The organism is Streptomyces sp. NPDC006332, assembly GCF_040612855.1.
Taxonomy (GTDB): domain Bacteria; phylum Actinomycetota; class Actinomycetes; order Streptomycetales; family Streptomycetaceae; genus Streptomyces.
Map to the genome: position 1 here is coordinate 15,607 of NZ_JBEXRA010000066.1, position 21,211 is coordinate 36,817.

Annotated in this window: 18 protein-coding genes; 11 read left to right on the plus strand and 7 right to left on the minus strand. The window is 70.8% G+C overall.

The window, feature by feature from the left end:
• Positions 1-6: 6 nt before the first annotated feature.
• The 4 genes from ABZ027_RS37545 to ABZ027_RS37560 are packed head-to-tail and all read right to left on the minus strand — an operon-like array spanning position 7 to position 5,620.
• The gene (locus ABZ027_RS37545; RefSeq protein WP_356776517.1) at positions 7-867 is read right to left on the minus strand and encodes a 2Fe-2S iron-sulfur cluster-binding protein; all 861 of its coding nucleotides are present in this window, start codon (positions 865-867) and stop codon (positions 7-9) included.
• Complete coding sequence (locus tag ABZ027_RS37550; protein ID WP_356776519.1) at positions 864-2,696, minus strand: NADH-ubiquinone oxidoreductase-F iron-sulfur binding region domain-containing protein; 1,833 nt, start codon at positions 2,694-2,696, stop codon at positions 864-866. The genes ABZ027_RS37545 and ABZ027_RS37550 overlap by 4 nt, the downstream gene beginning before the upstream one ends.
• A 4-nt stretch (positions 2,697-2,700) precedes the next feature.
• Positions 2,701-4,626 carry a molybdopterin-dependent oxidoreductase gene (locus tag ABZ027_RS37555; protein WP_356776521.1) on the minus strand — a complete coding sequence of 642 codons (1,926 nt, stop codon included), beginning with the start codon at positions 4,624-4,626 and terminating at the stop codon, positions 2,701-2,703.
• 22 nt (positions 4,627-4,648) lie between these two features.
• Positions 4,649-5,620: a 2-dehydropantoate 2-reductase gene (locus tag ABZ027_RS37560; protein WP_356776523.1), complete on the minus strand. Its 972-nt coding sequence runs from the start codon at positions 5,618-5,620 to the stop codon at positions 4,649-4,651.
• A 232-nt stretch (positions 5,621-5,852) separates the two neighbouring features.
• Between ABZ027_RS37560 and ABZ027_RS37565 the strand changes: the two genes are divergently transcribed.
• The 4 genes from ABZ027_RS37565 (at position 5,853) to ABZ027_RS37580 (ending at position 9,216) form a co-directional block, all read left to right on the plus strand.
• Positions 5,853-7,187: an OFA family MFS transporter gene (locus tag ABZ027_RS37565; protein WP_356776525.1), complete on the plus strand. Its 1,335-nt coding sequence runs from the start codon at positions 5,853-5,855 to the stop codon at positions 7,185-7,187.
• Complete coding sequence (locus ABZ027_RS37570; RefSeq protein WP_356776527.1) at positions 7,156-7,290, plus strand: hypothetical protein; 135 nt, start codon at positions 7,156-7,158, stop codon at positions 7,288-7,290. The genes ABZ027_RS37565 and ABZ027_RS37570 overlap by 32 nt, the downstream gene beginning before the upstream one ends.
• Positions 7,291-7,437: 147 nt before the next feature.
• Positions 7,438-8,385, plus strand: coding sequence for a beta-ketoacyl-ACP synthase III (locus ABZ027_RS37575; protein ID WP_356776529.1), 948 nt, complete (start codon positions 7,438-7,440; stop codon positions 8,383-8,385).
• Between the two features lie 153 nt (positions 8,386-8,538).
• On the plus strand, positions 8,539-9,216 hold the full coding sequence (locus ABZ027_RS37580) for a GntR family transcriptional regulator (RefSeq protein ID WP_356776531.1): 678 nt from the start codon (positions 8,539-8,541) through the stop codon (positions 9,214-9,216).
• On the opposite strand, the gene ABZ027_RS37585 is transcribed toward ABZ027_RS37580, so the two are convergent.
• Positions 9,204-10,163: a hypothetical protein gene (locus tag ABZ027_RS37585; protein ID WP_356776533.1), complete on the minus strand. Its 960-nt coding sequence runs from the start codon at positions 10,161-10,163 to the stop codon at positions 9,204-9,206. The genes ABZ027_RS37580 and ABZ027_RS37585 overlap by 13 nt on opposite strands.
• A gap of 565 nt (positions 10,164-10,728) precedes the next feature.
• Here ABZ027_RS37585 and ABZ027_RS37590 point away from each other — a divergent pair.
• The 5 genes from ABZ027_RS37590 to ABZ027_RS37610 all read left to right on the plus strand — a co-directional run bounded on the left by ABZ027_RS37590 (position 10,729) and on the right by ABZ027_RS37610 (position 16,534).
• Positions 10,729-11,406 carry a fumarylacetoacetate hydrolase family protein gene (locus tag ABZ027_RS37590; RefSeq protein ID WP_356776535.1) on the plus strand — a complete coding sequence of 226 codons (678 nt, stop codon included), beginning with the start codon at positions 10,729-10,731 and terminating at the stop codon, positions 11,404-11,406.
• A gap of 202 nt (positions 11,407-11,608) precedes the next feature.
• Positions 11,609-12,790: an ROK family transcriptional regulator gene (locus ABZ027_RS37595; RefSeq protein ID WP_356776537.1), complete on the plus strand. Its 1,182-nt coding sequence runs from the start codon at positions 11,609-11,611 to the stop codon at positions 12,788-12,790.
• A 134-nt stretch (positions 12,791-12,924) separates the two neighbouring features.
• Positions 12,925-14,442, plus strand: a complete 1,518-nt coding sequence (locus ABZ027_RS37600; RefSeq protein WP_356776539.1) for a sugar ABC transporter ATP-binding protein — start codon at positions 12,925-12,927, stop codon at positions 14,440-14,442.
• Positions 14,439-15,458, plus strand: a complete 1,020-nt coding sequence (locus ABZ027_RS37605; protein WP_356776540.1) for an ABC transporter permease — start codon at positions 14,439-14,441, stop codon at positions 15,456-15,458. Before ABZ027_RS37600 ends, ABZ027_RS37605 begins: the two co-directional genes overlap by 4 nt.
• 17 nt (positions 15,459-15,475) lie before the next feature.
• The gene (locus ABZ027_RS37610) at positions 15,476-16,534 is read left to right on the plus strand and encodes a substrate-binding domain-containing protein (protein WP_356776542.1); all 1,059 of its coding nucleotides are present in this window, start codon (positions 15,476-15,478) and stop codon (positions 16,532-16,534) included.
• 299 nt (positions 16,535-16,833) lie between these two features.
• On the opposite strand, the gene ABZ027_RS37615 is transcribed toward ABZ027_RS37610, so the two are convergent.
• Together ABZ027_RS37615 and ABZ027_RS37620 are read right to left on the minus strand one after the other, a co-directional pair.
• Positions 16,834-17,316, minus strand: a complete 483-nt coding sequence (locus ABZ027_RS37615) for an FMN-binding protein (RefSeq protein WP_356776544.1) — start codon at positions 17,314-17,316, stop codon at positions 16,834-16,836.
• Between the two features lie 7 nt (positions 17,317-17,323).
• Positions 17,324-18,676, minus strand: coding sequence for a ferric reductase-like transmembrane domain-containing protein (locus tag ABZ027_RS37620; RefSeq protein ID WP_356776546.1), 1,353 nt, complete (start codon positions 18,674-18,676; stop codon positions 17,324-17,326).
• Positions 18,677-18,906: 230 nt separating this feature from the next.
• Between ABZ027_RS37620 and ABZ027_RS37625 the strand changes: the two genes are divergently transcribed.
• Positions 18,907-19,665 carry a response regulator transcription factor gene (locus tag ABZ027_RS37625; RefSeq protein ID WP_356776548.1) on the plus strand — a complete coding sequence of 253 codons (759 nt, stop codon included), beginning with the start codon at positions 18,907-18,909 and terminating at the stop codon, positions 19,663-19,665.
• A gap of 59 nt (positions 19,666-19,724) precedes the next feature.
• On the plus strand, positions 19,725-21,188 hold the full coding sequence (locus tag ABZ027_RS37630) for a HAMP domain-containing sensor histidine kinase (RefSeq protein WP_356776567.1): 1,464 nt from the start codon (positions 19,725-19,727) through the stop codon (positions 21,186-21,188).
• Positions 21,189-21,211: the final 23 nt, after the last annotated feature.

Genomic DNA, 21,211 nt, shown 5'->3' on the forward strand with positions numbered 1-21,211 from the left:
TCCTGATCAGCCCCGGTTCTGTACGTGCTGGTAGCCGAAACGGCCCTTGATGCAGAGATTGCCGTGGGTCACCGGGTTGTCGTGCGGTGAGGTGACCTTCACGATCTCATTCTCCTGCACGTGCAGCGTCAGGTTGCAGCCCACTCCGCAGTACGCGCACACCGTGGTCGTCTCGGTCTGTGCCGACTCGTCCCAGGTACCCGCCGCCCGCATGTCGAACTCCGACTTGAAGGACAGGGCCCCCGTGGGGCACACCTCGATGCAGTTGCCGCAGTAGACGCACGCGGAGTCGGTGAGCGCGGCGTCGTGCTCGACTGCGATCCGGGCGTCGAAACCGCGTCCCGTGACGGAGATGGCGAAGGTGTTCTGCCACTGGTCGCCGCAGGCGTCCACGCACTTGTAGCACAGGATGCACTTGTCGTAGTCGCGCACGTACAGCTCGTTGTCGATCCTCGGCTGCTCGTCGAGCCGCGCCGCGTCCGGCCCGAAACGGTCCGGCTTCGCCTCGTACTCCTTGATCCAGTCGGCCACCTCCGGAGTCGTCGACAAGTCGACCGAGGAGGCGAGCAGTTCCAGGACGATCTTGCGGCTGTGGCGGGCCCGTTCGGTGTCGGTCCGCACCTCCATGCCGGCCTCTGCCGTGCGGGAGCAGGCCGGGACCAGTGTGCGTGAGCCCGCCACCTCGACCACGCAGACACGGCAGGCGTTCTTCGGAGCGAGGGTGTCGCCCTGGCAGAGGGTCGGGATGTCCTTTCCGGCCGCCCGGCAGGCGTCGAGGATCGTCGAGCCCTCGGGCACCCGGGCCTCCTCCCCGTCGATGGTGAACTCCAGCAGACGGCGGGGAATCCCCAGCGGTGTCACGGTCATTCGTACGCCCCCAGACGGTCGATGGCGGATTCCACGGCGTTCCACGCGGTCTGCCCCAGACCGCAGATGGAGGCGTCGCGCATCGCGCGGCCCACCTCCCTGAGGAGGGCGATGTCATCGGCCGCGGCGGCGCCCGTGCGGTCCACGATCCGGTTCAGCGCCTCCTCCTGCCGCACCGTGCCGACCCGGCACGGCACACACTGCCCGCACGACTCGTCGCGGAAGAACTCGGCGATGCGCAGTAGCAGTCGGGGCAGCGGGACGGTGTCGTCGAAGGCCATCACCACCCCCGAACCGAGCGTGGTGCCCGCCTCCCGGGTGCCTTCGAAGGTGAGCGGGATGTCCAGTTCGTCCGGCCGTACGAAACCGCCGGCCGCCCCGCCGAGCAGCACCGCCCGCAGTCCCTCACGCACCCCGGCGAGGGCGAGCAGCTCGCCCAGCGTGGCGCCGAACGGCAGCTCGTAGATCCCGGGCCGCTCCACACTGCCGGACACGCAGAACAGCTTCGGCCCGGTGGAACGCTCCGTGCCGATCGCCGCGTACGCCGGGGCGCCCATCGTGAGGATCGGCAGCACGTTGACCAGCGTCTCGACGTTGTTCTCGACCGTGGGCTTGCCGAACAGGCCCTTCTCGACCGGGAAGGGCGGCTTCGAGCGCGGCTCGCCGCGGCGGCCCTCGATCGAGTTGAACAGGGCGGTCTCCTCACCGCAGATGTACGCGCCCGCGCCACGCCGGATCTCGATGTCGAAGGCGTAGCCCTGGCCGAGGACGTCGTCGCCGAGCAGACCGCGGGCGCGCGCCTGGTCGAGCGCGTGCCGCATCCGGCGGGTCGCCCGCGGATACTCACCGCGCAGGTAGAGGTAACCCCGGTGCGCGCCGGTCGCGTAGCCCGCGATCGTCATCGCCTCCACCAACGCGTACGGGTCGCCCTCCATCAGCACCCGGTCCTTGAAGGTCCCCGGCTCCGACTCGTCGGCGTTGCACACCACATGGTGCGGACGGTCGGGCTGGGACGCCGTCGCCTGCCATTTGCGGCCGGTGGGGAAGGCGGCGCCACCCCGACCGACCAGGCCGGAGTCGGTCACCTCGCGGATCACCCCGGCGGGACCCAGCTCGAAGGCCCGGCGCAGCGCGGTGTAGCCGCCGTGGGCGCGGTAGTCGTCGAGACTCGCGGGATCGACGACGCCGACGCGACGCAGCAGGGTCAGCGACGGGTCGCCCGCCTGCGGCACCGCTGTCGCCGCCGCCGGCTCCTCGGGGGCCGAGTCGGGTGCGCTCGCGGCGAGTACGGCCTCCGGTACGGTCGCCGGTGCCGAGACCGCCGTACGCACCGGATCGCCGGCCTTGATCGCGAGTGCCGCCGGAGCCCGTTCGCACAGGCCCAGGCACGGGCCGCGCTGCACGGCGACACCGCTGCCGGGGCTCAGCCGGGACTCGATGCCGGCGCACAGCTCGGACGCCCCGGCCGCCGCGCACGCCAGGTCCGTGCACACGTGCAGCACGGTCGCGGGCCGGGGCCGGACGGAGAACATCGCGTAGAAGGTGGCCACCCCGTAGGCCTCGGCCGGCGGCACCGTCAGCCGCCGGCACAGATAGTCCAGGGCGCCCTCGCTGATCCAGCCGACCCGGTCGTTGATCGCGTGCAGCCCCGGCAACAGCTGGTCGCGGCGGTCCCGGGCCGCGTGGCCGCCACGGGCACACCTCAGGTCGGCGGCCCTCATCTCATCCCGGTCGGCCCCCTCCCAGGAGGAGTCGGGCGGGCCCAGCAGCGCGTCGACCGCCGCCCTCTCCTCATCCGTCGGTTTGCTGTCACCGAAGTGCAGGTCCACTGCCTCACCTCACGTAGGTCACGACCGGAAGCTTCTCGATGCGGATCGCCGACGCCTTGAACTCCGCCGTCCCCGCGATCGGGCAATTGGCCTCGATCGTCAGCTGGTTGGTGTCCACCTCGTCGGGGAAGTGCATGGTCATGAAGGCCAGCCCGGGCCGCAGGGCGGTGTCGATCCACACCGGCGCGACGACCGCGCCGCGCCGCGAGCTGACCCGTACCTGCTCACCGACCACGACGCCGTAGCGTTCGGCGTCCTCCGGGCACAGCTCGACGAACTCGCCGCGCCGGAGCGGGGACGCGAAACTCCCGCTCTGGACACCGGTGTTGTAGGAGTCGAGCCGTCGGCCGGTGGTCAGCCGGATCGGGTACTCCTCGTCGGTGAGGTCGACCGGCGGGTCGTGCTGAACCAGCCCGAAGGGGGCCGGCCTGCCGCGTTCGTCCGGGTCGGGCTTCCACAACCGGCCGTGCAGATACGTCGGTTCGATCCTGTCGGTGTCGGGGCAGGGCCACTGGATGCCCTGGTGCTTCTCCAGCCGGTCGTACGTCATCCCGTAGTGGTCCGGGGAGACCGAGCGCAGCTCGTTCCAGACGGCCTCGGAGTCGGCGTACTTCCACTCGTGGCCGAGCCGCGCGGCCAGCGCGCAGATGATGTCGATGTCCTCGCGCGCCTCACCGGGCGGGGTGAGGGCCCGGCGGACCCGCTGCACGCGCCGCTCGCTGTTGGTGGTGGTGCCGTCGGTCTCGGCCCAACCCGCGGTGGCGGGCAGCACGACGTCCGCCAACTCGGCCGTCCTGGTGAGGAAGATGTCCTGCACGACGAGGAAGTCCAGCTGTTTCATACGCCGCACGGCCTGCTCGCTGTCGGCCTCCGACTGCGCCGGGTTCTCGCCGACGCAGTAGACCGCCTTGAGCGTGCCCTCCTCCATCGCCTCGAACATCTCGGTGAGGTTCATGCCGTAGTGGGGCTGGATGACGGTGTCCCACGCGGCCTCGAACTTCAGCCGGGTGCCGGGGTCGAGGATGTCCTGGAAGCCGGGCAGCCGGTTGGGGATGGCGCCCATGTCGCCGCCGCCCTGCACGTTGTTCTGCCCGCGCAGCGGCTGCAGCCCCGACCCGTACCGGCCGACGTGTCCGGTGAGCAGGCAGAGGTTGATCAGCGCGCGGACGTTGTCGGTGCCGTTGTGGTGCTCGGTGATGCCGAGGGTCCAGCACAGCTGGGCGCGCTCGGCGCGGGCGTAGGCGTGTGCCAACTCCCGGATGGCACGCGCGGGTACGCCGGTCACCTTCTCGGCGAGCGACAGTGTCCACGGCTCGACCAGCGCCCTGTACTCCTCGAAGCCGGAGGTCGCGCGCTCGATGAACGCCTCGTTGGCCAGCCCCGCCTGGATGATCTCGCGTCCGATCGCGTGCGCCATCGGAATGTCCGTGCCGACGTTCAGCCCCAGCCAGCTCTCCGCCCACTCGGCGGTGGACGTCCGGCGCGGGTCGACCGCGTACATGCGGGCGCCGTTGTGGACGCCCTTCAGTACGTGCTGGAAGAAGATCGGATGCGCGAAGCGGGCGTTGGATCCCCACATCACGATGACGTCGGTGTGCTCGATCTCCTCGTACGAGGACGTCCCGCCGCCCGATCCGAAGGCGGCGGACAGGCCGGCGACGCTCGGGGCGTGACAGGTCCGGTTGCAGGAGTCGACGTTGTTGGTGCCCATCACGACGCGGGCGAACTTCTGCGCCACGTAGTTCATCTCGTTGGTGGCGCGGGCGCAGGAGAACATCCCGAACGTGCCGCGCGCCGCCTCGATGCCCCGGGCGGCCCGGTCCAGGGCCTCCTCCCAACTCGCCTGCCGGAACGGCTCGTCGCGGGAGTCGCGGACCAGGGGGTGGGTGAGCCGGGTGTAGGTCTTCGGGGTCCGGTCGCGTTTCCTCATACGACGCTCCTCATGCGGCTCCTCATGCGGCGCTCCTCAGGGCGAGCAGGTCCGAGATGGCGTGCACGGTGCGCAGGGTGGGCACCTGGACGCCGGTGATCTCCGCCAGTTCGACGACGGCGGCGAGCAGCACGTCGAGTTCCAGCGGCTTGCCTCGCTCCAGGTCCTGGAGCGTGGAGGTGCGGTGGTCGCCGACCCGTTCGGCGCCCGCGAGACGGCGTTCGATGGAGACGCCGACCTCGCAGCCGAGGGCCTCGGCGACCGAGAGCGTCTCGGTCATCATGATCTCGATGGCCTGTCGGGTTCCGCCGTGCAGGCACATCTGCCGCATGGTGGCGCGGGCCAGCGCGCTGATCGGGTTGAAGGAGATGTTGCCGAGCAGCTTGAGCCAGATGTCGTTGCGCAGTTCGGGCTCGACCGGGCACCTCAGACCGCCGGCCCGCATGGCCTCGCTGAAGGCCAGACAGCGTGCCGAGACGCTGCGGTCGGGCTCGCCGAGCGAGAACCGGGTCCCTTCCAAGTGCCGTACGACACCAGGCCCTTCGAGCTCGGTCGCCGCGTAGACCACGCAGCCGATGGCCCGTTCGGGCGCGAGCACCGCACTGACCGCGCCGCCGGGGTCCACGCTCTCGACGCGGTGGCCGTCGTAGGGCCCGCCGTGCCGGTGGAAGTACCACCAGGGGATGCCGTTCTGCGCGGCGATCACCGCGGTGGAGTCGTCCAGGAGAGGCTCGATCAGCGGACCGCACGCCGCGTACGAGTTGGCCTTCAGGCCGAGGAAGACGAAGTCGACCGGGCCGATCTCGGCCGGGTCGTCGGTGGCGTGGGCGCGGGCGGTGAAGTCGCCGCGCGGGCTGAGTACTTGTACTCCGTGCTGCCTCATGGCCGCCAGATGCGGTCCACGGGCGACGAGGTGCACGTCGGCGCCCGCGCGGTGGAGCGCGGCACCGACATAGGCGCCGATGGCTCCGGCGCCGAGTACTGCGACTCTCATACGAGGGAGCTCCGTTCGGTCGAGGGTACCGAGGAACTGTCGAACCATGTCGACGAAATATTGTCTACAGTATGGAAGTTGGGGCAGCAAGGGTTCGCGCAGGACCGGCAGGACGGGACGGACGAGAAAACCGGTCGGTCCGACCGTTCGGCGCGTTCTGGATACCGTTCATCGCAAGTCGTCGACGCGCCGACTTCTCAATTCCCGTGCTTCCTTCCTACCGTTGGGGATCATGAGTCCCCCAGTCGCACCCCCCGGGTGGAGCCGGTGGTTGGTTCCACCCGCCGCCCTCTCGGTCCACCTCTCCATCGGTCAGGCCTACGCCTGGAGCGTGTTCAAACCGCCCCTCGAATCCGCCCTCGGCCTCAGCGGCACGCAGAGCGCACTGCCCTTCCAACTCGGCATCGTCATGCTGGGCCTGTCGGCCGCGTTCGGCGGCACGCTCGTTGAGCGCAACGGACCACGCTGGGCGATGACCGTGGCGCTGATCTGTTTCTCGTCAGGATTCCTGCTGTCCGCCCTCGGCGCCGCCACCGAGCAGTACTGGCTGATCGTCCTCGGCTACGGGTTCGTCGGCGGCATCGGCCTGGGCATCGGCTACATCTCGCCGGTCTCCACGCTGATCAAGTGGTTCCCCGACCGGCCCGGCATGGCCACCGGCATCGCCATCATGGGCTTCGGCGGCGGCGCGCTCATCGCCTCGCCCTGGTCGGCCCAGATGCTGGAGTCCTTCGGCAGTGACAGCTCGGGCATCGCGCTCGCGTTCCTCGTCCACGGCCTCACGTACGCCGTCTTCATGACCCTGGGCGTGCTGCTGGTGCGGGTACCGCGCACCGAGAAGCCCGTCGAGGGGGCGCCCAGTGCCCTCGCGGGCCCGCAGGTCTCGGCTCGCAGCGCCGTGCGCACCCCGCAGTTCTGGTGCCTGTGGGTCGTGCTCTGCATGAACGTCACCGCAGGCATCGGCATTCTGGAGAAGGCCGCGCCGATGATCACGGACTTCTTCGAGGGCACCTCGACCCCGGTGTCGGTGTCGGCCGCGGCCGGCTTCGTCGCCCTGCTGTCGGCGGCCAACATGGCCGGCCGGATCGGCTGGTCGTCCACCTCCGACCTGATCGGCCGCAAGAACATCTACCGCGTCTACCTGGGCGTGGGCGCCGTGATGTACGCGCTGATCGCGCTGTTCGGCGACTCGTCGAAACCGCTGTTCATCCTGTGCGCGCTGGTCATTCTGTCCTTCTACGGCGGTGGGTTCGCCACCGTCCCCGCCTATCTGAAGGACCTCTTCGGGACCTACCAGGTCGGCGCGATCCACGGCCGGCTGCTCACCGCCTGGTCCACCGCCGGAGTCCTCGGACCGCTGATCGTGAACTGGATCGCCGACCGGCAGGAGGACGCCGGCAAACACGGCTCGGCGCTGTACGGTCTGTCCTTCGTCATCATGATCGGTCTGCTCGTCGTCGGCTTCGTCGCCAACGAACTCGTACGGCCCGTCAACGCCCGTCACCACATTCCCGCGCCGAGGCAGGAGGCCGTCGATGTCCAGCGACAGCAGTCAGAGTCCGCCTGACCGGCGAGGGCTGATCGCCCTCGCCTGGCTGTGGGTGGGCGCGCCGCTCGCCTACGGCGTCTACGAGCTCGTACAGAAGGCGACCCAGCTGTTCACCGGGTAACCGTTCGGACGGTGGTCGGGCGTCCGGGGGGATGACGGAAGTGACAACTCGGGCGCCCGATTCCTGTGGCATCACTTGCCGTCGTACCCGTGGGTCATTGATCAGACTGGTGGATCCCGCTACCTGAGGCAACGAGGGGATCCACCCATGAACGGCTCACGCATCACCGCCGTCGGTCACTACCAGCCCGCCAGGGTGCTCACCAACGAGGACCTGGCGGGCATGGTCGACACCAGTGACGAGTGGATCACAAGCCGGGTCGGCATCCGCACACGCCGCATCGCCGGCCCCGACGAACCCGTCGACGAGCTGGCCGCCCACGCCGCCGCCAAGGCACTGGCGACGGCGGGCCTCACCCCCGGTGACATCGACCTGGTCCTCGTCGCCACCTCCACGGCCATCGACCGCTCCCCGAACATGGCCGCCCGGGTCGCCGCCCGGCTCGGCATCCCCTCGCCCGCCGCGATGGACATCAACGTCGTCTGTGCCGGGTTCACCCACGCGCTGGCCACCGCCGACCACACCGTCCGCGCGGGAGCGGCGACCCGCGCACTGGTCATCGGCGCCGACAAGATGTCCGACGTGGCCGACTGGACCGACCGCACCACCTGTGTGCTCGTCGGCGACGGAGCGGGTGCCGCCGTCGTGGAGGCGGCCGCACCGGGGACGGAGCCCGGGATCGGGCCCGTGCTGTGGGGCTCGGTACCCGAGATGGGGAACGCGGTGCGGATCGAGGGGCAGCCCGCACGGTTCGCGCAGGAGGGGCAGAGCGTCTACCGGTGGGCCACCACCCGGCTGCCGTCCATCGCCCGCCAGGCCTGCGAGCGGGCCGGACTCGCCCCCGCCGACCTCGCCGCGGTCGTCCTCCACCAGGCAAACCTGCGCATCATCGAACCCCTCGCGGAGAAGATCGGCGCCGTGAACGCCGTGGTCGCCCGCGATGTCACCGAATCCGGGAACACGTCGGCCGCGAGCATCCCGCTCGCGTTCTCCAAGCTGGTCGAGCAGGGCGCGGTCGCCGCGGGGGACCCGGTGCTGCTCTTCGGCTTCGGCGGGAACCTGTCGTACGCCGGGCAGGTCGTCCACTGCCCCTGAGTGCCGCGGAACGTCGAGGTGTGACGAGAACGACCCCCCGTTTCCCTGGCTTCCGTGAGCCGTAGACTGTAGACGAAAGACAATCGATACTGGGTGTCCGATGACACCGGCTTCACAGCTGTGGTGCACGGCCCGCCGAGGAGGGGGACCGCGATGCTGTCGACAGGACTGCCGCAGGGTGCAGTGCCCAAGCTCGAACGACCCGGCCCGCTGCGCGACCGTGTCTACGAGGCGCTGCTCGAACTCATCACCACCCGTGCGCTGCAGCCCGGCCAGCATCTCGTCGAGAGCGAACTCGCCGGACACCTCGGGGTCTCCCGACAGCCGGTGCGGGAGGCGCTGCAGCGGCTGAACACCGAGGGCTGGGTCGATCTGCGGCCCGCCCAGGGCGCCTTCGTGCACGAACCCACCGAGAACGAAGCCGACCAACTTCTCACCGTGCGCACGCTGTTGGAGGCGGAGGCGGCCCGACTCGCGGCCGCGAACGCGGGCAGTGCCGGCGTCGCCGCCCTGGAGGACCTGTGCGCCCAGGGCGAGCGGGCGGTCGCCGCCGATGACGTGGACGGCGCGGTCGCCATGAACGCCCGCTTCCACGCCACGATCATGGAACTCGCCGGCAACGCGGTCCTCGCCGAGCTCGCCGCGCAGGTCGACCGGCGGGTGCGCTGGTACTACACGCCGGTCGCGAGGCAGCGCGGCAGGGAGTCCTGGATCGAACACCGTAACCTGATCGCCGCGATCGCCGAACGTGACGGGCAGCGCGCCACCGAGCTGATGCGGGAGCACACGGAGCACACCCGCCGCTCGTACCACGCGCGTCAAGGGGCGTAGGCCCTACAGGAGTCGGCCTCCCGGCGTTCTCCGAGATCACCGACACGGACGATTCCGTCCCAGGGGCGAACCCGCCGCCTGAGAGGACCTGCGCGAGTGGGCTCCGTCGGTGTTGTTGTCGATTCGCAGGGGGCGGAGGATGCCGTCGCTGTCGTAGGTGCGCCAGAGGTCGCGCACCCGGGGGCCGGTGGTGCCTGGGTAGACGCGATCGAAGATCTCGCTGTCGGTCCGCGTCTCGAAGCCCATGTACGCCCGTCGGAATGCGGGAGCAAGGGATCCCATGCCTTGGCCAACTTTGCCTGGTCGCGTCCGGGAACGGCGCCGACCACGAGGAACTGGTGGGCGCGGTGCGCGAACGCTGTGGTGCCGGGCTCGATGTCGCCCACGGCACCGCCCAGAGACCTGAACTGCAGGATGGGGTGGTGCGGATCCCGGGCCACCTGCGCCAGCGCATGCGCGGTGGCGTCGTCGACGTCCCGCAGCATGGCGGTCGTGGAGGTCACCTGCTGCTGGCCGACGTTGCGGTGCTGCTGGGCGGAGGAGACCAGCGCCGTGTACGGCGCCAGTTGGGCAGTTGCTTGCAGTGGCCGCACGGCGAGCATCGGGGCGAGCGCGTCGCGGACGGCGGACTCGTCGTCGGTGGCTACCACGGCCGTGACGCTGAGCACCAGGTCACCCCCGTGTCCCATCAGGGTGGCGATGGCGGTGATTTCACGGGGTGAGGCCGCCAGTGCCGATGCCCAGTCGGCGAGCGCGCGGCCGTCCGCGTCGACAGCGAACGCGAGTTGCGCGATCGCCACGTCACCGAGCTCGACCGCCTCGATGTCGAAGGAGGTGACGGCGCCGATGCCCGCGCCGGCGCCGCGCAGAGCCCAGTAGAGGTCGGTGTCGCCGTCCGGGGCCGCCCGCAGGCGGCGGCCGTCCGTCGTGATGACGTCGGCGCCCACGACATGGTCGATGGTGAGCCCGTAGCTTCGCGCGAGCCAGCCGATGCCGCCGCCGGTGGCCAGGCCAGGCGCTGGAACTGTTCACCGACGACGGGGAACTCGTCCTCGGCGACACCGTCATCTCCGGCGACGCGCTGCGCGCCGCCCTGGCCCAGCGGGAGACCGACGGCATCAGGCGTCTGCACCTGCCCGGGGAGCCACTGTTCCGGCTTCTGACCCCCGACGTGGCCAAGACGGAGACGCTCCTGCAGTGTTCCACCTCGGCACGGACGGGACGTCTCCCCGGGCGGTATCTCGGCTGACCGACCGGTTCGTACGCGACGAGCAGCAGGTGTGGCGCCTGTCGCGCCGGACGACGACCATACTCGCGGGAAGTGCGTGACCTTGCGTCTCTACCGTACGCAGTACGGGCTGGCCCGGGGTGAGGGCGACGAGCTCCTCGTACTCGATCTTCCTCACCCCGATGCCGGGTCCCTGCTCAAGGACGACATCGGCCTGGCACGGACGGCGCCCGTCCGCAGAAGGCTCGCCCTCGAGGACGAGGAGACCCGGCTACTGCCCCCCCGTGGGCGCCCCCGGGAAAGTGGTGCTCGTAGGGCTGAACTACAGGGACCACGCGGAGGAGGCCGGGCTGGCACTGCCGACTTCGGTGATGTTCGGCTCCATCGACGGGCCCATCGGCGGCGACATGGTGGTCGGCCCGCACTCCAGCATCATCCTGCCGACCGAGGCACCCGACCATGTCGACTACGAAGCCGAACTCGCCGTCGTCATCGGCAAACCGGGCAAGGACATTCCCGCTTCACGGGCGTGGAGCCACGTCGCGGGACTGACCGGCGCCAACGACGTCTCCGCCCGCGACGTGCAGCTCGCCGCGATGACCGGCGGCGTCCTCGTCGATCCCTCGGGCATTCTGCGCAGCAAGAGCTTTCCCGCCTTCAAACCCATGGGGCCCGCCCTGGTCACGATCGAGGACTTCACTCGGTCGCTCTCCTTGGGCGTCACCACCAGGGTCAACGGCGAACTTCGTCAGGACGCCAACACCCAGAACATGGTGTTCTCCGTGCCCGAGATCATCGCGGCCGTCTCCGCCTCCACTCCTCTCGAGGTCGGCGACGTGATCCTCACCGGTACCCCTTCCGGCGTGGGCTTGGTCTCCGGCAGGTACCTGCGGCCGGGTGACGTCGTAGAGGTCGAGGTCGAAGGGATCGGCCGACTGCGCAACAACGTGGTGTCCGCGTAGAGGCGTCTCTGGCGCATCCTGCTGAGCCGCTCCAGGAGGCGCCAGGTCACCTGACCCTCCCGCGGCGCTTTGTCCTGTGAGTGGAGAAAGCCAGCAGTAATTTGCGCACATCTTCTTCCCAGGTTGGGCAGTCGCTGCTACGTTCCACTCGAAAGCACGACAGCTGGCGGCCGACTGAGGCGGGGAGGGGCTCGTGAGACGCATGACGGCACGACCCGCGAACACCCATCAGGCCCGGCTGCTGAAGCTGTTGCGCGACGCCGGCCCCAACTCCCGGGCACAACTGGGAGACCAGGTCGACCTCTCGCGTTCCAAGCTCGCCGTGGAAGTGGACCGACTGCTGGAGACCGGCCTGGTCGTGGCCGACGGACTCGCCGCCTCGCGCGGCGGCCGCCGTTCCCACAACATCCGGCTGGCTCCAAGCCTGCGATTCCTCGGCGTGGACATCGGCGCGACCTCGATCGACGTCGCCGTCACCAACGCCGAGCTGGAGATTCTCGGTCATCTCAACCAGCCCATGGACGTCCGCGAGGGCCCGGTCGCGGTCTTCGAGCAAGTCCTGTCCATGGCCGCCAAGCTGCGGGCCTCGGGGCTCGCGGAGCATTTCGACGGCGCCGGAATCGGCGTACCGGGACCGGTCCGCTTCCCCGAGGGCGTACCGGTGGCTCCGCCGATCATGCCGGGCTGGGACGGCTTCCCCGTGCGGGAGGCGCTCAGCCAGGAACTCGGCTGCCCGGTCATGGTCGACAACGACGTGAACCTGATGGCGATGGGGGAGATGCACGCGGGCGTCTCACGCTCCGTGGGCGACTTCCTCTGCGTCAAGATCGGTACCGGCATCGGCTGCGGCATCGTCGCCGGCGGTGACGTCCACCGCGGCACGACGGGCAGCGCGGGCGACATCGGGCACATCCAGGTCGTGCCCGACGGACGCCCCTGCGCCTGCGGCAACCGGGGATGCCTGGAGGCCTACTTCAGTGGGGCCGCCCTGGCCCGGGACGCCACGGACGCGGCCCAGCAGGGACTTTCGGCGGAACTCGCGACCCGACTGGAGGCGAACGGCGGCCTCACCGCCGTCGACGTCGCCGCCGCGGCCGCCGCGGGTGACGCCACTTCGCTCGACCTGATCCGTCAGGGCGGCGACCATGTCGGTCAGGTCATCGCCGGTCTGGTCAGCTTCTTCAACCCCGGCCTGGTGGTGATCGGCGGCGGGGTGACCGGCCTCGGCCACACCCTGCTCGCCGCGATCCGCACCCAGGTCTACCGCCAGTCACTGCCACTCGCCACCGGCAATCTGCCCATCGTGCTGGGGGAGTTGGGCCCCACCGCCGGAGTGATCGGCGCGGCCCGCCTCATCAGCGACCACCTGTTCTCACCCGCATAGCCGCCGACCACGTACGGCCGCACCAGCGTCTCCCATACGGCACACCATCACCGAGCCATGCTTCGCCCTGCCTGAAAACGCCTGCTCCGCAGGCGCCCTGAACCGGCCCGCACGCCAGTCGAGGGGAACCACCCATGGCCTCACCACCATCGCTGCTCAGCATGTCCGGCATCACCAAGTCGTTCCCCGGAGTCCGGGCCCTCGACGGCGTCGACCTCGACGTCCAGGCCGGCGAGGTGCACTGTCTGCTCGGCCAGAACGGGGCCGGGAAGTCCACGCTCATCAAGGTCCTGGCCGGCGCCCACCAGCCGGACACCGGCACCATCCGCTGGCGCGGCGAGGACGTCACGCTCCGCTCGCCGATCGCCGCCATGCGTCTGGGCATCGCCACGATCTACCAGGAACTGGACCTGGTGGAGCACCTGTCCGTGGCCGAGAACGTCCACCTCGGCCACGAACCCACGACCGCCGGGTTCGTCGTACGGGGAAAGGTGGCGCGATCGTCGACGGCGGCGCTGCTCAAGCGGCTCGGGCACCCGGAGATCGATCCCACCCGGCTGGTGGGGCGGTTGTCGGCGGCGCAGCAGCAGATCGTCTCCATGGCCCGGGCGCTCTCGCACGACGTACGGCTCATCGTGATGGACGAACCGTCCGCCGCGCTCGACCCGGACGAGGTGGACAACCTGTTCCGGATCGTCGGCGACCTCACCGCCGACGGTGTCGCCGTCGTCTACATCTCCCACCGGCTGGAGGAGATCCGGCGGATCGGTGACCGGGTGACCGTGCTCAAGGACGGGCGTGCCGTCGCCGGCGGACTGCCCGCCAAGTCGACGCCGACCCGCGAGGTCGTCGCGCTGATGACCGGCCGCAACGTCGAGTACGTCTTCCCCGACCGGCCCGGGTCCGCCTCGCAGGCCCCCGCGGTCCTGGAGGTCGAAGGGCTGGCCCGGGAGGGCGAGTTCGAACCCCTCGACCTGCAGGTGCGGCCCGGGGAGATCGTCGGTCTCGCCGGACTCGTCGGCTCGGGCCGCTCGGAGATCCTGGAGACGATCTACGGCGCCCGCCGGCCCACCGCCGGCCGGGTCCTCGTCGACGGTCGCGCGCTGCGGCCCGGCAGTGTGCGCGCCGCCGTCCGCGCCGGACTCGGACTCGCTCCGGAGGAACGCAAGGCGCAGGCCCTGCTGATGCTGGAGTCCGTCACCCGCAACGTCTCCGTCTCCTCCATGTCCCGCTTCGCGCGCGGCGGTTGGATCGACCGGGGCGCCGAGAACCGGGCCGCCCGGGCCGCGACCCGTGAACTGTCGCTGCGGCCCGACAACCCCTCCGTACCGGTGCGCACGCTGTCCGGCGGCAACCAGCAAAAAGCCGTCCTGGCCCGCTGGCTGCTGCGCGGCTGCCGGGTGCTGCTGCTCGACGAACCGACCCGCGGGGTCGACGTCGGCGCCCGCGCCGAGCTGTACGCCGTCGTCCGTCGACTGGCTGACGAAGGCCTCGCCGTGCTGATGGTCTCCAGCGAGGTCCCCGAGGTGCTCGGCCTCGCCGACCGTGTCCTGGTGCTGCGCGAGGGCCGCGTCGTCCATACGGCGCCCGCCCGCGACCTCGACGAACCCCGCGTACTCGACCTCGTCATGGAAGGAAGCCCCGCGTCATGACGCAGCCCGTCTCCCCGCCCAGGGACAGCACCGACAAGGTGCCGTCGACGAACGAAGCCCCGGCCTGGCGGTCCCTCGTGTTCCGCGCCGACCTGCGCACCCTCTCCCTTCTCGGTGTGCTCGCGGCCCTGATCGTCATCGGCGGCATCACCAAGCCCGACGCGTTCCTCGACACCCGCAACCTCCAACTCGTCCTCACCCAGGCGTCGGTGATCGGTGTCGTCACCGTCGGGATGACCTTCGTCATCACCTCCGGTGGCATCGACCTGTCGGTCGGCGCGATCGTCGCCCTCTCCTCGGTGTGGGCGACCACGGTCGCCACCCAGGAGTACGGCTTCGCGGGCATCCTCTTCACCGCGGTGCTCGTCGGCGTCGGATGCGGACTGGTCAACGGCCTGCTGATCGCGTACGGCGGGATGGTCCCGTTCATCGCCACCCTCGCCATGCTGGCCTCGGCACGCGGCCTGGCCCTCCAGATCACCGACGGCCGCACCCAGATCGTCACCGTCGAGAACATCCTCGACCTCGGCGAGCGCGACTCCTACGTGCTCGGCGTACCACCGCTGGTGATGGTGTTCGCGGTCGTGACGATCATCGGCTGGCTCGTGCTGAACCGGACCACCTTCGGGCGCCGCACCGTCGCCGTCGGCGGCAACGCGGAGGCGGCCCGGCTGGCCGGCATCGATGTCCGCCGCCAGCGGCTGTACCTCTACCTGCTGTCCGGGCTGTGCTGCGGCATCGCCGCCTTCCTGCTGATCATCCTGTCCGGCTCCGGCCAGAACACCAACGGCAACCTGTACGAACTTGACGCCATCGCGGCCGCGATCATCGGCGGCACGCTGCTCACCGGGGGACGCGGCACCATCACCGGCTCGGTTCTCGGCGTCCTGATCTTCACCACGATCACCAACATCTTCGCCCTGAACAACCTGCAGAGCGACGTCCAGCAGATCGCCAAGGGAGCGATCATCGTCGCCGCCGTGCTGGTCCAGCGCCGTACCGCGAGCACGACCTGAGGAAAGGGTTCACCGCCATGTCAGAGCCGACATTCACGAGCCGCTTCACCAGTCGCAGAGGACTGCTCTTCGGGACCGCCGCGGTCTCCGCCGGTGCCCTCCTCACCGGTTGCACCAGCAACGAGTCGAAGGACGACGAGCCCGCCGCGAACGACCGGCCGGCCGCCGACGACAAGCCCGGCAAGGCCGTCACCATCGGCTTCGCCGGCCCGCAGGCCGACCACGGCTGGCTCAACGCCATCAACGACAACGCCAAGAAGCGGGCCGAGAAGTACTCCGACGTCACCCTGTCGATCACCGAGGGCTCCAACGACACCGCCCAGCAGATCGGGCAGATCGAGACCCTGATCAACAAGAAGGTCGACGTCCTGGTGGTCCTGCCCGCCGACGGCAAGGCCCTCACCCAGGTCGGCCTCAAGGCGATGCGCGCGGGCATCCCGGTCGTCAACCTGGACCGGGTCTTCAACACCCCGCAGGCGTACCGCTGCTGGATAGGCGGCGACAACTACGGCATGGGCCTCAGCGCCGGCCACTACATCGGCGCAAAGCTCAAGGGGAAGTCGAACGCGCGGGTCATCGAACTGGCCGGCCTGGACAACCTGGAGCTGACCAAGCAGCGCACCAAGGGCTTCGACGACGCGTTGAAGAACTACCCCAACATCAAGAAGGTGGCCCGCCAGGCCGCCGACTTCACCGTAGAGTCCGGCCAGGCCAAGATGTCCCAGCTCCTGCAGGCGCAGTCGAGCTTCGACGCTCTGTGGAACCACGACGACGACCAGGGAGTGGGCGCGCTGCGCGCCATCGACCAGGCCGGACGCGACGACTTCCTGATGGTCGGCGGGGCGGGCGCCCTGTCCGCTTTCCAGGCCATCAAGCAGGACAACGGCGTGCTGAAGGCGACCGTCCTCTACCCGCCGACCATGGCCGCCTCCGCGATCGACCTCGCCCGCGCCCTCGGCCAGGCCAAGGGCGTGAGCGGCCTCGCCGAGTACGAGATCCCCTCGTCGATCACGCTCTACTCGGCGGTCGTCGACAAGGACAACGTCGACCAGTACATGTCCACCGGCTTCAAGTGAGGCGTCCCGCCCCAGGGGTTGTCCGCAAAGTCCCGCCTGCCCCACGACGCCCGGCACGCACTCTCGCCGCACCGGACGAACACCCGAGTACAACCAGTACGCGGGCGTCCGCCCGGCACTCCCCCAGCCTTCGGCCGGGGGGACCCCCAGAGCACGCTCCCCCACTCTCGGCTTCGCTCGAGCGGGGGGACCCCCATGACGTCGCAGGGCCCGCCCTTCGGGCGGACGACGCGACTTTGCGGACACCCCCTAGGCCCCAGGGCAGCGCCCCCAGCGCCGTAGCGCCTGCCCTGGCAGCCTCACCGGCTCGCGGAGTCCAGGGCCGACTGGAGTGACGCCTGGTAGCCCTCGCTGGTGTACGTCGCTCCGGAGACCGTGTCGATGTCGGCGCTCTGGGCGGTGAGCGCCTCTCTGGTCAGCTGCGGGACCGCGTACGCGTTGATCTGCTGATCCCTCGGGTTCTCCTGCGGGTAGGCGACCGCGGTGACGTCGGTGAGTTTCCCGTTCGTCAGGGTCACGCGGACCTGGACGGGGCCGTAGCGGGTCTGGACCGCTTCCCCGGTGACGGTCCGGGTACCCGTGGCCGAGCCGCTCGACCCACCCGACCCGGTCGTCTCCCCGGGGGAGCTCGAACTACTGGACGGCGCGGGAGACGCCGCCAGACCGGCGACGGACGGTGTCGTGTGCGGCTTCAGCGACAGCAGCAGCACCATCCCGGAGACGGTCGCGGCGCTCGCCAGCACGACGCGCCGCAGCGGACGGTTCTTCCTCAACGTGTGCAAGACGGCCTCACAGCTCGAAGGACTCGTGGTGGATACGGCGCTCCGGAACCCCGGCGGTGCGCAGCGCCTCGTACAGGTCCTGCGCGAACCCGTGCGGGCCGCACAGGTACACGTCGTGGGCGTCCAGGTCCGGCACGGCCGCCCGCAGGGAGTAGGCCGTGAGGTCCGGGCGCCGGCCGTGCGGCCCGTTGAGCGCGTAGAGCACCTTCGCCCCGCGCCACCGGGAGACGGCCTCCAGCTCGCCGCCCAGGGCGAGGTCCTCGGCCGTGCGGGCGCGGTACAGCAGGGTGACGTCGCCGGGCAGCGTCTCGAACAGGGCGCGCAGCGGGGTGACGCCGACCCCGCCCGCGACCAGCAGGGACTTGTGCGAGGTCTGCCGGTCCGCGGTCAGCGCCCCGTAGGGGCCCTCCGCCCACACCCGGGTGCCCGGCCGCAGCAGGCCGACGGCGGCACTGTGGTCGCCGAGCGCCTTGACGGTGATGCGCAGCAGCTCCGGGCGCGGCGGCGCCGACAGGGAGTACGGCGTGGAGGTCCAGCGCATGCCCTCGGTGAGGAAGCGCCAGCGCAGGAAATGCCCCGGCCGTGCGTCCAGCTCGTGCAGCCGTCGGCCACGAAAGACGACGGAGTACACGCCCGGCGCCTCCCGGTGCACGGAGTCGACCCGCAGCCGGTGACGCAGGTTCAGCCGCACCGGGGTGAGGATCCTGAACCACACCACCAGGGCCGCGACTCCCAGGTACAGCGCGTACCAGGCGGCTTGAGCGGCCCGGTCGCCGGTGAAGTCGGACCCCAGGGCGAGCTGGTGGCCGAAGGAGAGGAAGACCGCGGCATACGTGAGCAGGTGCACGTAGTACCAGAACTCGTGACCGACCCGGCGTCGCACCGCGCGCGCCGAGACCAGCCCGACCGCGAACAGGATGACGGCGCCGACGGTGCCCTTGAGCATCTCCGGGTAGTCCAGGACCACGGTGAGCGTCTCGTCCAGGACCGAGGAGCCGTCCTGGACGGCGTACCCGAGCAGGATGAGCACGACGTGCGCCACCAGCAGGCAGATCGTGTAGCGGCCGGCCCTCGCGTGCCAGCGCGCCACCCGGTCCGACCCGATCCGCCGCTCCAGCAGCGGGACGCGGGCCATCAGTCCGACGAGGACGGCGCAGGCGTACCCGCACAGCAGTCCCGCGATCCGCCCGGCCCCCGTCAGCCAACCCGCGGTGCCCACGACCGACCCCGTGTCGTACCACCACAGGGCGATCACGGCCGCGGCCCCGCCCCACAGGGCGCCGAGTACCGCGCCCACGGGGGAGTGCCGTGGCGCGGGAGGCGCCGGGGCGACCCTTCGTCGCGCGTACGCCGTCGTCATCCGCATGTCCCTTCGGCTGTCCGTACGTCCCTGTGGCCGTCCGGGACGACACTGTGCCGACGCAACCTCTGAGCCCGCTCTCAGCGCGAGACCCGCGGCGCGGACCGCATCGCAGGTCACAAGGGCCGCCGGGCCGATCGAAGCCGACGGACGGCGTGCCGGACTCACAGCGAACTCAGAGGTCGGGGGAGCGGCCCGGGACGCGGCGAGACCGCATCCTGGTACGTGAGATGAACACTCCCCGACACCGCGGCTCCGGCCGCCCCGCTCTGACCCGGACCGACGGCGCCCCGCTCCGGGTCCTCGTCGTCGACGACGACCCCGACCTCGCGGAGGTCCTCTCCGGTGCCCTGCGCTACGAGGGCTGGGAGGTACGCACGGCGGGGGACGGCGTCGCCGCCCTCGCCGAGGCACGCGCGCTGCTGCCCGACGCCGTCGTCCTCGACGTCATGCTCCCGGACACCGACGGCTTCGCCGTGCTGCGCTCGCTGCACGCGGTGCGCCCCGACGTGTGCGTGCTCTTCCTGACCGCACGGGACGCCGTCGAGGACCGCATCGCGGGCATCACGGCGGGCGGCGACGACTATGTGACGAAACCGTTCAGCCTGGAGGAGGTCGTGGCCCGCCTGCGCGGGCTGCTGCGCCGGGCCGGCATGGCCCGGCAGCCCGGAGACGGGGAGGACGGGCCGCGGCTGACCGTCGGCGACCTCGTCATGGACGAGGAGGCCCGTGAGGTCACCCGCGCCGGCGAACTCATCGAGCTGTCCCCGACGGAGTTCGAACTGCTGCGCCTGCTCATGCGCAACCCGCGACGCGTGCTCAGCAAGGCACAGATCCTCGACCGCGTCTGGTCCTACGACTTCGGCGGGCAGGCCCATGTCGTCGAGCTGTACATCTCCTACCTGCGCAAGAAGGTGGACGCGGGCCGACCGCCCATGATCCACACAGTGCGCGGCGCCGGTTACGTGCTCAAGCCGGTGGCCCGGTGAGGGCGGGGCCACGGCCGCGCGACCCCGTCCGGCGCGGGGCGAGCCGGTGGCCGAAGCGCCTGCGCTGGCCGCATACGCTGCGGGCACGGCTCACCGCCGGGCTCGTGGTGCTGCTCGCGGTCAGCTGCGCGGCCGTCGGGGTGGCGGCGGTGGTGGAGCTGAACGGCTTCCTCACCGGCCGTCTCGACCAGCAGCTGCGCGAGACGGGCGCACGGTTCCCGGCCAGCCTGGAGCTCGGCGGGGACCGGCCGTCGGACCATGACGGCGACGAGGACGGCGACGGGGACACCCGCCGTCAGACCGTCGGCACCTTCGGCGCGCGACTGGTCGGCGACACGGTCACCAACTCCGCGGTGGTCGCGTCCGGCAGCGGCACGGGCACCGTGCCGGTCTCTCTCGGCGCCGAGGACACAAGAAGACTCGCGGGGTTGCCGGCCGACGGCGAGGTGCGCACGACCCATCTCTCCTCCCTGGGCGAGTACCGGGTGATGGCGGCCCAGGGCCGGGACGGTGACGTCCTGGTCACCGGGCTGCCCATGGAGCCCGTGGAGGCCACCGTCCACCGGCTGGAACTCGTCGCCGCGGTCGTCTTCGGCGCGGCGCTCGCCGTGGCCGGCGTCGCGGGAGCGCTGTGGGTGCGCTGGTCGCTGCGACCGCTCAGCAGAGTGGCCGCGACCGCCACCCGGGTAAGTGAACTACCGCTCTCCAGCGGCGAGGTGGCGCCCGCGCCGCGCGCGCCCGAGAGCGACCCGCGCAGCGAGGTCGGACGCGTCGCCGGCGCCTTCAACGCGATGCTCGGCCACGTCGAGGACGCGCTGACCAAACGGCACGCGAGCGAGGAACGGCTGCGCAGCTTCGCCGCCGACGCCAGCCACGAGCTGCGCACGCCCGTGGCATCGGTGCGCGGTCACGCGGAACTGGCGCTGCTGCACCCCGGCCCGGTGCCGGCGAAGGTGGTGCGGGCGCTGGAGCGGATCGAGGCCGAGGCGGCCCGCATGGGCGAGATGGTCGACGACCTGCTGCTCCTCGCCCGCCTCGACGCGGGCCGCCCCCTGGAGCGCCTACCCGTCGACCTGACCCGACTGGTCCTGGACGCGGTGACCGACGCGCAGGCCGCGGGCCCCGGACACCGCTGGACGCTGGAACTGTCCGAGGAGCCGGTGACGGTGCCGGGCGACGCCCACCGGCTCCATCAGGTGCTGGCCAACCTGCTGGCCAACGCGCGCCTGCACACACCCCTCGGCAGCACGGTGACCATCTCGCTGGAGTCCGAGGACGACACGGCCGTGCTGAAGATCCACGACGACGGGCCGGGCGTCGCGCCGGACGTGCGGCCCAGGGTCTTCGAACGCTTCACCCGCGCGGACCGCCGCCGCAGCGAGGACGCGGGCGCAGGCGCCGGCACCGGACTCGGACTGTCGATCGTGGCGGCGGTGGCGGAGGCCCACGCCGGAAACGTCACCCTCGCGAGCCGCCCGGGATCGACCACCTTCACGGTACGGCTCCCCACCGGCCCCGGATGACGGCGAGACGTGTCGGGTCGTCC

Excerpts from the sequence above, each read along its gene's own strand:
- ABZ027_RS37545 (WP_356776517.1), bottom strand. The coding sequence starts at position 867 with ATGACCGTGACACCGCTGGGGATTCCCCGCCGTCTGCTGGAGTTCACC.
- ABZ027_RS37555 (WP_356776521.1), bottom strand. The coding sequence starts at position 4,626 with ATGAGGAAACGCGACCGGACCCCGAAGACCTACACCCGGCTCACCCAC.
- ABZ027_RS37560 (WP_356776523.1), bottom strand. The coding sequence starts at position 5,620 with ATGAGAGTCGCAGTACTCGGCGCCGGAGCCATCGGCGCCTATGTCGGT.
- ABZ027_RS37565 (WP_356776525.1), top strand. The coding sequence starts at position 5,853 with ATGAGTCCCCCAGTCGCACCCCCCGGGTGGAGCCGGTGGTTGGTTCCA.
- ABZ027_RS37570 (WP_356776527.1), top strand. The coding sequence starts at position 7,156 with ATGTCCAGCGACAGCAGTCAGAGTCCGCCTGACCGGCGAGGGCTGATC.
- ABZ027_RS37575 (WP_356776529.1), top strand. The coding sequence starts at position 7,438 with ATGAACGGCTCACGCATCACCGCCGTCGGTCACTACCAGCCCGCCAGG.
- ABZ027_RS37580 (WP_356776531.1), top strand. The coding sequence starts at position 8,539 with ATGCTGTCGACAGGACTGCCGCAGGGTGCAGTGCCCAAGCTCGAACGA.
- ABZ027_RS37595 (WP_356776537.1), top strand. The coding sequence starts at position 11,609 with ATGACGGCACGACCCGCGAACACCCATCAGGCCCGGCTGCTGAAGCTG.
- ABZ027_RS37600 (WP_356776539.1), top strand. The coding sequence starts at position 12,925 with ATGGCCTCACCACCATCGCTGCTCAGCATGTCCGGCATCACCAAGTCG.
- ABZ027_RS37605 (WP_356776540.1), top strand. The coding sequence starts at position 14,439 with ATGACGCAGCCCGTCTCCCCGCCCAGGGACAGCACCGACAAGGTGCCG.
- ABZ027_RS37610 (WP_356776542.1), top strand. The coding sequence starts at position 15,476 with ATGTCAGAGCCGACATTCACGAGCCGCTTCACCAGTCGCAGAGGACTG.
- ABZ027_RS37620 (WP_356776546.1), bottom strand. The coding sequence starts at position 18,676 with ATGACGACGGCGTACGCGCGACGAAGGGTCGCCCCGGCGCCTCCCGCG.
- ABZ027_RS37625 (WP_356776548.1), top strand. The coding sequence starts at position 18,907 with ATGAACACTCCCCGACACCGCGGCTCCGGCCGCCCCGCTCTGACCCGG.